General features: G+C 59.8%; 8 protein-coding genes and 1 pseudogene. 7 read left to right on the top strand and 2 right to left on the bottom strand.

Features of this window, described 5'->3' with window-relative positions:
* The first annotated feature begins 116 nt into the window (after window positions 1-116).
* The 4 genes and pseudogenes from PMI37_RS26085 to PMI37_RS26075 all read left to right on the top strand — a co-directional run bounded on the left by PMI37_RS26085 (window position 117) and on the right by PMI37_RS26075 (window position 4,577).
* Window positions 117-512 carry a YbaN family protein gene (locus tag PMI37_RS26085; protein WP_008086813.1) on the top strand — a complete coding sequence of 132 codons (396 nt, stop codon included), beginning with the start codon at window positions 117-119 and terminating at the stop codon, window positions 510-512.
* Between the two features lie 332 nt (window positions 513-844).
* A pseudogene (locus PMI37_RS32600) lies at window positions 845-2,167 on the top strand (PDC sensor domain-containing protein); the annotation flags it as partial.
* A 102-nt stretch (window positions 2,168-2,269) separates the two neighbouring features.
* Window positions 2,270-3,025, top strand: coding sequence for a methyl-accepting chemotaxis protein (locus PMI37_RS32595; RefSeq protein WP_440094767.1), 756 nt, complete (start codon window positions 2,270-2,272; stop codon window positions 3,023-3,025).
* Between the two features lie 205 nt (window positions 3,026-3,230).
* The gene (locus PMI37_RS26075; RefSeq protein WP_008086811.1) at window positions 3,231-4,577 is read left to right on the top strand and encodes a CoA transferase; all 1,347 of its coding nucleotides are present in this window, start codon (window positions 3,231-3,233) and stop codon (window positions 4,575-4,577) included.
* A 125-nt stretch (window positions 4,578-4,702) separates the two neighbouring features.
* Here PMI37_RS26075 and PMI37_RS26070 read toward each other — a convergent pair whose 3' ends face one another.
* Both PMI37_RS26070 and arcD (PMI37_RS26065) read right to left on the bottom strand, forming a co-directional pair.
* On the bottom strand, window positions 4,703-5,566 hold the full coding sequence (locus PMI37_RS26070; protein ID WP_008086810.1) for a DNA-3-methyladenine glycosylase family protein: 864 nt from the start codon (window positions 5,564-5,566) through the stop codon (window positions 4,703-4,705).
* The gene (gene arcD / locus PMI37_RS26065) at window positions 5,563-6,990 is read right to left on the bottom strand and encodes an arginine-ornithine antiporter (protein ID WP_008086808.1); all 1,428 of its coding nucleotides are present in this window, start codon (window positions 6,988-6,990) and stop codon (window positions 5,563-5,565) included. Before arcD (PMI37_RS26065) ends, PMI37_RS26070 begins: the two co-directional genes overlap by 4 nt.
* Window positions 6,991-7,611: 621 nt before the next feature.
* Between arcD (PMI37_RS26065) and arcD (PMI37_RS26060) the strand changes: the two genes are divergently transcribed.
* From arcD (PMI37_RS26060) to PMI37_RS26050, 3 genes are all read left to right on the top strand, one after another.
* Window positions 7,612-9,039 (top strand): arginine-ornithine antiporter, encoded by a 1,428-nt coding sequence (gene arcD, locus PMI37_RS26060; protein ID WP_008086807.1) that lies wholly within the window; start codon window positions 7,612-7,614, stop codon window positions 9,037-9,039.
* Window positions 9,040-9,072: 33 nt separating this feature from the next.
* Complete coding sequence (gene arcA, locus PMI37_RS26055) at window positions 9,073-10,329, top strand: arginine deiminase (RefSeq protein ID WP_008086806.1); 1,257 nt, start codon at window positions 9,073-9,075, stop codon at window positions 10,327-10,329.
* A 69-nt stretch (window positions 10,330-10,398) separates the two neighbouring features.
* The gene (locus tag PMI37_RS26050; protein WP_008086805.1) at window positions 10,399-11,409 is read left to right on the top strand and encodes an ornithine carbamoyltransferase; all 1,011 of its coding nucleotides are present in this window, start codon (window positions 10,399-10,401) and stop codon (window positions 11,407-11,409) included.
* Window positions 11,410-11,461: the final 52 nt, after the last annotated feature.

The following is an 11,461-nucleotide window of genomic DNA, read 5'->3' as shown; positions in this document are numbered from 1 at the left end:
CGATCTTTTGATCTTGAAAACAACATCAAAAGATCGCAGCCTGCGGCAGCTCCTACAGGGGGGGCGCGTAAGTCTGTAAGATCTCCATTCCGCTTCAGAAGCAATCCGCTGAGCCCATGCCGCAACCCGCCTCCTCAAAACTCGCCCGCGTGCTGTTCGGCCTTCTGGCCTACGTCAGCCTCGGCATCGGCCTGATCGCCATTGTCGTGCCCGGCCTGCCGACCACCGAGTTCATCCTCCTCGCCGCCTGGGCCGCGACCCGCAGCTCGCCGCGCCTGAGTGCCTGGCTGGAAAACCATCGGCTGTTCGGGCCGATTCTGAGTAACTGGCGCAACGGCAAGATCATCGCGCGCAAGGCCAAGGTCAGTGCGACGGTGAGCATGCTGCTCTGCGCGACGTTGATGCTGGTGATGCTTGATCACGGCTGGCCGGTTTATCTGGCGATTGCCGGGATGAGTCTGGGCAACCTGTGGATCTGGTCGCGCCCGGAAACCATCACTAAACCGGCCTGATGTTTCAAAGATCACTGCATACATAAACCCTGTGGCGAGGGGATTTATCCCCGCTGGGCTGCGAAGCGGCCCCAAACCCGCCCCCCCCGTCCCACTGACAGACCGCATTCTCTGGTCTAACGACTGCTTCGCAGCCGAACGGGGATAAATCCCCTCGCCACAAGTGCCCTCCAAAACACGCAGACACTTCCCTGAAATTGTTCCGATTTCCAGCACTTTCCCCTGCGCAAACGTTTAGCGACGACCGTTCGTCGGCAGCCGGCTCATGCCCTCTCGCCTCGCGCCGATGAGCATTAAATGGCGCTGAATGGATTTGGCGAACCGGATAGTTCATGTCCGCCAGCCACCCGTTTATTCATTCGCGAGATCGCCCCATGTTCGACTCTCTGTCCATTCGCCTGAAAATCGTTCTGCTTTCCGGTCTGTGCCTGCTCGGCGTGGTCGCGTTGATCGTCAGCATGAACATCTACCAGACCAACCAGAACGACGAACTGGTCAGCAATTCCAGCAATCAGCTGCTCACCGCCAGTGTGCAGAACCTGCTGCAAGCCAAAGCCGCCGAACAAGCGGTGCGGGTGCAGAAAACCTTCGGCGAAAGCCTGTTGGTGATCACCGCGCTGGCTGACCAGATCAAGGACATGCGGGTCATGGCCGCCAAGCGTTCACTGGACGCCGGTGCCCTGCGTGAAGAGTTGAACCTGAGCCTGAAAACCGCCTTCGAGCGCAACGACAAGGTGCTCGGCATCTGGCTCGCCTTTGAACCGAACGGTCTCGACGGCAAGGACAGTGAATTCGCCAACGATGCGGCACGCCAGTCCAACGAAGCCGGGCGTTTCGCCACGTACTGGAGTCGCGCCGCCGGTTCCTCGCTGAACACGATCATGGTCGAGGAAGACCTGACCAAAACCACCCTCAGCGTCAGCGGCACGCCGTACAACAGCTGGTATACCTGCCCTCGCGACAACAAACGCACCTGCTTGCTCGACCCGTACGCCGACACCGTGGGCAATAAGGAAATGCTCATGACGACCATTTCCGTGCCGCTGATCGTCGACGGCAAGGCCATCGGTGTGGTCGGTGTCGACATCGCCCTCGACGCCCTGCAAGCGGCCGCTGTCGAGTCGCAACGCAACCTCTTCAACAACGCCGGGCACATGCTGATCGTTTCCGGCAGCGGCGTGCTCGCTGCCGACAGTTCGGACGCGACCAAGGTCGGCAAAAAGATCAACGACACCCTCGGCGCCAATGGTCAGGATGTACTGCAACTGCTCGCCTCCGGCACGCCGAAAATCATCGAACAGGGCGATCTGATCCGTGCGGTGTATCCGGTCGATCCGATCGGCAACGCGCGCGCCTGGGGCGTGGTCATCGACCTGCCGAAACAAGTGTTGCTGGCCGATTCGGTCAAGCTGCAAGCGGTGCTTGATGACGCACAGGACACCGGCGTGATCACCGCGCTGCTGGTCGCCATCGTGGCCGGCGTGATTGGCCTGTTGCTGATCTGGCTCACCGCGTCCGGCGTCACCCGGCCGATCAACAGCGTCGCCGAAATGCTCAAGAACATTGCCAGCGGTGAAGGCGATCTGACCCAACGCCTGAACTACAGCAAGAAGGACGAACTCGGCGAACTGGTCAACTGGTTCAACCGTTTCCTCGACAAGCTGCAACCGACCATCGCGCAGATCAAACAAAGCATCACCGAAGCGCGCGGCACCGCCGACCAGTCTTCGGAAATCGCCCGCCAGACCAGCGAAGGCATGCAGGTGCAGTTCCGTGAAATCGACCAGGTTGCGACCGCCTCCAACGAAATGAGCGCGACCGCCCACGACGTCGCCAACAGCGCCTCGAACGCGGCCAATGCTGCGAAGGGTGCCGATCAGTCGGCCAGGGACGGCATGTCGATCATCGAGCGCAGCACCCGCGACATCAACCAACTGGCCGATGAAGTCAGCAAAGCGGTGACTGAAGTTGAAGCGCTGGCGGTCAACAGCGAGCAGATCGGCTCGGTACTGGAAGTGATCCGCAGCATCGCCGAACAGACCAACCTGCTGGCGCTCAACGCGGCGATTGAAGCGGCCCGTGCCGGTGAGAGCGGGCGTGGTTTCGCCGTGGTCGCCGACGAGGTGCGTAACCTCGCCAAACGCACGCAGGATTCGGTGGAAGAAATTCGCGTAGTGATCGAACGCATCCAGACCGGCACCCGTGGCGTGGTCGCGACCATGCATTCGAGCCAGACCCAGGCGCACAACAACGCCGGGCAGATTCGTCAGGCGGTGGATGCGCTGGGCAAGATCAGCGACGCGGTGACGGTGATCAGCGACATGAACCTGCAAATCGCCAGCGCCGCCGAGCAGCAAAGCGCGGTGGCCGAAGAGGTCAACCGTAACGTTTCGGCGATTCGTACCGTGACCGAAACCTTGACCGGCCAAGCCACTGAATCGGCCGCGATCAGCAGCCAGCTCAATGCCTTGGCCAGCCAACAGATGAAATTGATGGACCAGTTCCGCGTATAAACACCTAGCGAAAATCACCACAAACCCTGTGGGAGCTGGCTTGCCAGCGATGGCGGCAGATCAGTCAGTACATTGTTGACTGACCCTCCGCTATCGCTGGCAAGCCAGCTCCCACAGGGTCAAGTGGCAACCCTGCAATCGGGGATTTCATCTGACTCGGGATTGTTTTGCACTATCATCGCCCTCTCGCTCCGGAGGGCCTTCGATGACTGATTTACTCACGTCCATTCAAGCCGCACTCGGCTTGTCGCACACGCCAATTCCGTTCACTGGCCGAGGCGCCCTGCCCTCGGCGTTCGCCGTCACCGACCTTGCCTGCGCGAGCATTGCCGCTGCCGGACAAGCCGTCAGCGAACTGCTGCATCAGCAAACCGGCCAACTGCCCACCATTGAAGTCGACCGTCGCCTGGCCTCGTTCTGGTTCTCCAGTTCACTGCGCCCGATCGGCTGGCAGGTGCCGCCACTGTGGGACCCGATTGCTGGTGATTACCCAACCTGCGACGGCTGGATTCGTCTGCACACCAACGCCCCGCATCATCGCGCTGCCGCTGAACGCGTGCTCGGTGCCTGCGCTGACCGCTCAGCGATGGCAGCGAAAGTCGCGCAATGGACGAGCACGGAGCTGGAGCAAGCGGTGGTCGACGCCAAGGGTTGCGCCGCCGAAATGCGCAGTTGGGCGCAGTGGCAACAGCATCCGCAGGGGTTGGCGGTGAATGCCGAGCAGCTTGTTCACTTCATCACTAATCAGGATGAACATGCGAAATCGTGGCAAGGCTCAGTGGAACGCCCATTGGCCGGGATCAAGGTCCTGGATCTGACCCGAGTGCTCGCCGGCCCTACCGCCAGTCGTTTCCTCGCGGGGCTCGGCGCGGAAGTTTTGCGCATCGATCCGCCGACCTGGAATGAGCCCGGTGTCGTCCCGGAAATGACCTTGGGTAAACGCTGTGCGCGACTGGATCTGAAGGTTGCGGCGGATCGAGCGGTGTTCGAAAGTTTGTTGAAAGACGCCGACATCCTGCTGCATGGCTATCGCGCCGACGCACTGGAGCATCTCGGTTTCGGCGCAGAACGCCGCCGCCAACTGGCGCCGGGGCTGATCGACGTTTGCCTCAATGCCTACGGCTGGAGCGGCCCCTGGCAGAACCGCCGGGGCTTCGACAGCCTGGTGCAAATGAGCAGCGGCATCGCCGAGGCCGGGCAGCGTTGGCAGCAGGCCGATAAACCGACGCCGTTGCCGGTGCAGGCGCTGGATCATGCGACGGGGTATTTGCTGGCAGCGAGTGCGCTCAAGTTGCTGACCGAGCGCTTGCGCAGTGGACGCGGTGGCTCGGCGCGGTTGTCATTGGCGCGGACGGCGAAATTGTTGATTGAGTATGGGTCGGGGACAACGCAAGCGCTGCGCGTTGAGGATGAACAGGATCATGGGGTATCGGTGGAGCAAACCCCATGGGGCCCGGCGCATCGGTTGCAGGTGCCGGTGAAGATCAGCGGTACGCCGTTGCAGTGGGCGTTGCCTGCCACGGACTTGGGTTCCCACCAACCTCAGTGGTGAATTTTAAACCGCTATCGCGAGCAGGCTCACTCCTACAGTTGACCGCGTCCTACTGATGGAGCGCGGTTAACTGTAGGAGTGAGCCTGCTCGCGATGAGGCCTGAATTGACCAAGCGACATTCGGATCAGTCCGCCCGGCTCAAGGATGTCCACAACAGTTGCGCCGCATACCCTCGATAAGGCCGCCAGGCCTCAGCGCGCAAAGCCAAATCCCGCGCTGTCGGTCGCACGCCCTCCAACACTTCCAGTGCCCGTAGCAGCCCGACATCACCATGGGGAAACCCATCCAGATCGCGCAATTGCCGCAACGCAACGTACTGCGCCGTCCACTCGCCTACCCCGTGTAACGCCAGCAGCCGTGCCACGCCACCCTCGCGATTCGGTTCAAACAATGAAGGTTCTTCCAGCAACGCCTGCGCCACCCCCGACAGCGTGCGCCCACGACTTTTCGGCATGCCCAGCGCCGCCAGATCTGCCGCTGCCAACACGTCCGCCTCGGGAAACACATGGGTCAATCCAGGCACGCCCGAATCCAGCGTCACCCCATGTTGCGCAACCAGTTTCCCGGCCAAACGAATCGCCGCCACCACCGTAATCTGCTGCCCGAGCACCGCGCGAAACGCCAACTCCAACCCATCCCACGCCCCAGGAATGCGCACCCCCGGGCGCTCGGCGATCAACCGCGCCAGCAACGGATCATTCGCCAGATGCCCTTGCATCAACGCCACATCAGCATCCAGATCAAACATCCGCCGCAACCTGATCACGATCTCGGGCACCGCTGCCGGATCAGGAAAGTCCAACTCGACCTCCAGCGCATCCGCCGTCCCAAGCCACACCGAAACCGTGCCGTGAACACCGTTCAACCCGATGCTGCGCGAGTACACACCCTCGACCACAACCTCCATCCCGACCACCGCCCGCGCCGCGAGAAACCCCAACATCGCCTCCCAGTCATACGGCGGCGCATACGCAAGCGACAACCTCACAACGACAGCACACCGCTGTACAACCCGTAAGCCGCCAGCCCCGCGCCGATGACCACGCAGGTAAAAATGCCTTTCTCGACATGGGTGAACAACGGTTCGCCCGCCTCATGCTTGGCCTTGGCAAACAAAATCACTCCTGGGGCATACAAGAGCGCTGACAGCAGCAAATACTTCACCCCACCGGCATATAACAGCCACACCGCATAACCGAGGGCGATGCCGCCGATCAGCAGATCCTTGGTGCGTTCGGCCGAAGCGTGTTCGTAAGTTTCGCCGCGCCCGCTGAGCAACACCGCGTACGCCGCCGACCACAGGTACGGCACCAGAATCATCGACGACGCCAGGTAAATCAGGCTGGTGTAAGTGCCCGCCGAAAACAGCGTGATCAGCAGGAAAATCTGGATCATCGCATTGGTCAGCCACAACGCATTGACCGGCACGTGGTTCTTGTTTTCCTTTTTCAGGAACGCCGGCATGGTTTTGTCCTTGGCCGTGGCGAAAAGAATTTCCGCACACAGCAGCGCCCACGACAGCAAGGCACCGAGCAGGGAAATTGCCAGACCAATGCTGATCAACAGCGCGCCCCACGGCCCGACGATGTGCTCGAGCACTGCCGCCAGTGACGGGTTCTGCAAATTCGCCAGTTCCGGCTGGCTCATGATTCCCAGCGACAGCACGTTGACCAGCACCAGCAGCGCCAGCACGCCGACAAAACCAATCACCGTGGCGCGGCCGACGTCACTGCGTTTCTCCGCCCGCGCCGAGTACACGCTGGCGCCTTCGATGCCGATGAAGACGAACACGGTGACCAGCATCATGTTGCGCACCTGATCCATCACCCCGCCGAAATTCGGGTTGCTGGTACCCCAGATGTCGCGGGTAAAAATGTCAGCCTTGAACGCCACCGCCGCGATGACAATGAACATGATCAGCGGCACGACTTTGGCCACCGTGGTCAGTTGATTGATCAGCGCCGCCTCCTTGATCCCGCGCATCACCAGAAAATGCACGGCCCACAGCAGCACCGACGCACAGGCAATGGCGATCGGCGTGTTGCCCTGGCCGAACACCGGAAAAAAGTAGCCAAGGGTGCTGAATAAAAGGACGAAATAACCGACGTTGCCCAGCCACGCGCTGATCCAGTAACCCCACGCCGAAGAGAACCCCATGTAGTCGCCAAACCCGGCCTTGGCGTAGGCGTAGACCCCAGAGTCCAGTTCCGGCTTGCGGTTGGCCAGGGTCTGAAAGACGAACGCCAGCGTCAACATGCCGATCGCGGTGATACCCCAACCGATCAGGATCGCCCCGGCGTCGGCGCGTGCTGCCATGTTCTGCGGCAACGAGAAAATCCCCCCGCCAATCATCGACCCCACCACCAGGGCGATCAACGCGCCTAATCGCAGCTTTTGCGTCGGTTGCGACATGCAAATCTCCCTTCCTGATCAACGAATTCTCAATTTCTACCGAAACCCCAAGATCCACCCAAACCCCAGATGCACCGCCCCCCTGTGGCGAGGGGATTTATCCCCGTTGGGTGGCGAAGCCGCCCCAGACCCAGTCAGCGCGGTGTATCAGACAGAACGAGTTCTGAGGCTTTGGGGCGGCTTCGCCACCCATCGCGGATAAATCCCCTCACCACAGGTTTATGTCTTAACTAACTAAATGGGTAAAGAGTAAGTACGTTTATTAGATAACGCCAACAAACGCCCATTTATATATAGCCGATGACGCTAACGCCTAGCACGCTAAGACAGTTTTGTGCGCTGATCCTAATAAATCAATTCTGTACTGAAAACAGAGGCGGAAAATTTGCCAAACCGCCAAAAAGAACTAGCGTGATAATTCGAAAGTAATAATAGCCATTCCCAAGAACATCACCAGAAAGCCTCTAGAACGGGCATTTCAGACAATAGCTTTATGCCTGCAGTGGCGGCCTAAGTCATTCATTAACAATGGAATGTGACCATGCACTGATCTAAGTCAGCTGTTTGAACAGACAACAGAACTACGCTGTGATCTCTTCTCTCCTGCAATGGAGTCATGCAATGTCTGAAGCTCCCGGAAAACTACGACTAGGTGCACTGGTTGCGTTGGTAGTCGGCTCGATGATCGGTGGCGGGATATTCTCTTTGCCACAAAACATGGCCGCCAGCGCCGACGTCGGCGCGGTACTGATCGGTTGGGCCATCACCGCTGTCGGCATGCTCACCCTCGCTTTTGTCTTCCAAACCCTCGCCAATCGCAAGCCTGACCTGGACGGCGGTGTCTACGCCTACGCCAAGGCCGGTTTCGGTGACTACATGGGTTTCTCGTCCGCCTGGGGTTACTGGATCAGTGCCTGGCTGGGCAACGTCGGTTACTTCGTTCTGCTGTTCAGCACCCTCGGCTATTTCTTCCCGGTTTTCGGTGAAGGCAACACCGTTGCGGCGGTGATCGGTGCCTCGGTGCTGCTGTGGGCCGTGCATTTTCTGGTGTTGCGCGGGATCAAGGAAGCGGCGTTTATCAACCTGGTGACCACGGTCGCCAAGGTCGTGCCGCTGCTGCTGTTCGTGTTGATCGCGGTGTTCGCCTTCAAACTGGACATCTTCACCGCCGACATCTGGGGCATCAAAAACCCGGATCTGGGCAGCGTGATGAACCAGGTGCGCAACATGATGCTGGTTACCGTGTGGGTGTTCATCGGCATCGAGGGCGCGAGCATCTTCTCGGCCCGCGCCGAAAAACGCTCGGACGTCGGTAAGGCCACCGTGATCGGCTTCATCACCGTGCTGCTGTTTCTGGTGCTGGTGAACGTGCTGTCGCTGGGCATCATGACTCAGCCGGAACTGGCAAAACTGCAGAACCCGTCGATGGCCGCCGTGCTTGAGCACGTGGTCGGTCACTGGGGCGCGGTACTGATCAGTGTTGGTCTGATTATTTCGCTGCTGGGCGCGCTGCTGTCGTGGGTGCTGCTGTGTGCGGAGATCATGTTCGCCGCTGCCAAAGACCACACCATGCCGGAGTTCCTGCGTAAGGAAAACGCCAACCACGTACCGGTCAACGCCCTGTGGCTGACCAACGCGATGGTGCAGATTTTCCTGATCATCACGCTGTTCTCGGCCAGTACTTACCTGTCGCTTATCTATCTCGCCACCTCGATGATTCTGGTGCCGTACCTGTGGTCGGCGGCCTACGCCCTGCTGCTGGCGGTGCGCGGCGAAAGCTACGAGGGCTTCGCGGCCGAGCGGCGCAAGGATCTGATTATCGGCGGCATCGCGTTGATCTACGCGGTGTGGCTGCTGTATGCCGGCGGGGTCAAGTATCTGCTGCTCTCGGCCCTGCTCTACGCACCTGGCGCGATCCTGTTCGCCAAAGCCAAGCTGGAACTCAAACAACCGATTTTCACTAACGTCGAGAAGCTGATTTTCGCCGCAGTGGTCGTGGGTGCCCTGGTGGCTGCCTACGGTCTCTACGACGGCTTCCTGACTCTGTAACCCCTGATTGTTTTGTTATCTGGAGGATCTGAAATGACCACGGAAAAAGTTAAGTACGGCGTACATTCCGAAGCCGGCAAACTGCGCAAAGTCATGGTGTGCTCCCCAGGTCTGGCCCATCAGCGGCTGACCCCGAACAACTGCGACGAGCTGTTGTTCGATGACGTGCTCTGGGTGGCCCAGGCCAAGCGCGACCACTTCGACTTCGTCACCAAAATGCGCGAGCGCGGCATCGATGTGCTGGAAATGCACAACCTGCTGACCGACATCGTCGCCATCCCCGAAGCGCTGGACTGGATTCTCGAGCGCAAGGTCACCGCCGACTCGGTAGGCCTGGGCTTGATCAACGAAGTCAAATCCTGGCTGAAAAGCCTTGAGCCACGGCACATCGCCGAATTCCTGATTGGTGGCGTGTCTGCCGATGATCTGCCGGACAGCTTCGGTGGCAAGACCATCCAGATGTTCCGCGACTTCCTCGGCCACTCCAGCTTCATTTTGCCGCCGCTGCCGAACACCCAGTTCACCCGCGACACCACCTGCTGGATCTACGGTGGCGTGACGCTGAATCCGATGTACTGGCCAGCGCGCCGTCAGGAAACCCTGCTGGCCACCGCCATCTATAAATTCCATCCACAGTTCACCAACGCCGAATTCGAAATCTGGTACGGCGACCCGGACAAGGAACACGGCAGTTCCACTCTTGAAGGCGGCGACGTCATGCCAATCGGCAACGGCGTGGTGTTGATCGGTATGGGCGAGCGCTCATCACGTCAGGCCATCGGCCAACTGGCGCTGAACCTGTTCAAGAACAAAGCCGTGGAAAAAGTCATCGTTGCCGGCCTGCCGAAATCCCGTGCGGCGATGCACCTCGACACCGTGTTCAGCTTCTGCGACCGCGACCTGGTGACGATTTTCCCTGAGGTGGTTAATCAGATCGTCGCGTTCACCCTGCGACCAGACGAAAGCAAACAGGGCGGCATCGACATCCGCCGCGAAGAAGGCACCTTCCTCGACACCGTGGCCAAAGCCCTCAACCTGCCTAAGTTGCGCGTGGTGGAAACCGGCGGCAACAGCTTCGCCGCTGAACGCGAGCAATGGGACGACGGCAACAACGTGGTTGCGGTGGAACCGGGCGTGGTTATCGGCTACGACCGCAACACCTACACCAACACCCTGCTGCGCAAGGCCGGCGTGGAAGTCATCACCATCAGCGCCGGTGAATTGGGCCGTGGCCGTGGCGGCGGCCACTGCATGACCTGCCCGATCATCCGCGACCCGATCGATTACTAAACCTCTGAGCCCTGGCCGACACTTACAACGTGCGGCCAGGGGGATAACCGACACCGAAGGAGATCCATCATGGCTTTTAACATTCACAACCGTAACCTGCTCAGCCTGGAACACCACACCCCACGTGAGCTGCGTTACCTGCTCGACCTGTCCCGCGATCTCAAACGCGCCAAGTACACCGGCACCGAGCAGCAGCACCTGAAGGGCAACAACATCGCCCTGATCTTTGAAAAAACTTCGACCCGTACCCGTTGCGCGTTCGAAGTGGCGGCGTATGACCAAGGCGCCAACGTCACCTACATCGACCCGAACTCTTCGCAGATCGGTCACAAGGAAAGCATGAAAGACACCGCCCGCGTGCTGGGGCGCATGTACGACGCCATCGAATACCGTGGCTTCAAACAGGAAATCGTCGAAGAACTGGCCAAGTTCGCTGGCGTACCGGTGTTCAACGGCCTGACCGATGAATATCACCCGACGCAAATGATCGCCGACGTGCTGACCATGCGTGAACACGCCGACAAGCCGATCCATGAAATCAGCTACGCCTACCTCGGCGACGCGCGCAACAACATGGGCAACTCGTTGCTGCTGGTCGGCGCCAAGCTCGGCATGGACGTGCGTATTTGCGCGCCGAAAGCCTTGTGGCCACTGGATGATCTGGTTGAGCGTTGCCACAAATATGCGGAAGAAAGCGGTGCGCGCATCACCCTGACTGAAGACCCGAAAGCGGCGGTCAAAGGCGTCGACTTCATCCACACCGACGTCTGGGTGTCGATGGGCGAACCGGTGGAAGCCTGGGCCGAGCGTATCCAGCAATTGCTGCCGTACCAGGTCAACGCCGAGCTGATGAAAGCCTCCGGCAACCCGCGTACCAAGTTCATGCACTGCCTGCCGGCGTTCCACAACAGCGATACCAAGGTCGGCAAACAGATTGCCGAACAGTATCCGCACCTGAAAAACGGCATCGAAGTGACCGACGACGTGTTCGAGTCCCCAGCCTGCATCGCCTTCGAGCAAGCGGAAAACCGCATGCACACGATCAAGGCGATTCTGGTCTCGACCCTCGCTGATCTGTAACTGGATGATCAGGTTCTCCTGATCAACCAACAACCTGTAGGAGCTGCCGAAG

It is taken from the genome of Pseudomonas sp. GM80 (assembly GCF_000282515.1).
In the GTDB taxonomy this organism is placed as follows: Bacteria; Pseudomonadota; Gammaproteobacteria; order Pseudomonadales; family Pseudomonadaceae; genus Aquipseudomonas.
Note: the sequence above shows the minus strand (reverse complement) of the source record. Positions and strands in the feature narration are given on the sequence as shown.

Excerpts from the sequence above, each read along its gene's own strand:
- PMI37_RS26085 (WP_008086813.1), top strand. The coding sequence starts at position 117 with ATGCCGCAACCCGCCTCCTCAAAACTCGCCCGCGTGCTGTTCGGCCTT.
- PMI37_RS32595 (WP_440094767.1), top strand. The coding sequence starts at position 2,270 with ATGCAGGTGCAGTTCCGTGAAATCGACCAGGTTGCGACCGCCTCCAAC.
- PMI37_RS26075 (WP_008086811.1), top strand. The coding sequence starts at position 3,231 with ATGACTGATTTACTCACGTCCATTCAAGCCGCACTCGGCTTGTCGCAC.
- arcD (WP_008086808.1), bottom strand. The coding sequence starts at position 6,990 with ATGTCGCAACCGACGCAAAAGCTGCGATTAGGCGCGTTGATCGCCCTG.
- arcD (WP_008086807.1), top strand. The coding sequence starts at position 7,612 with ATGTCTGAAGCTCCCGGAAAACTACGACTAGGTGCACTGGTTGCGTTG.
- arcA (WP_008086806.1), top strand. The coding sequence starts at position 9,073 with ATGACCACGGAAAAAGTTAAGTACGGCGTACATTCCGAAGCCGGCAAA.
- PMI37_RS26050 (WP_008086805.1), top strand. The coding sequence starts at position 10,399 with ATGGCTTTTAACATTCACAACCGTAACCTGCTCAGCCTGGAACACCAC.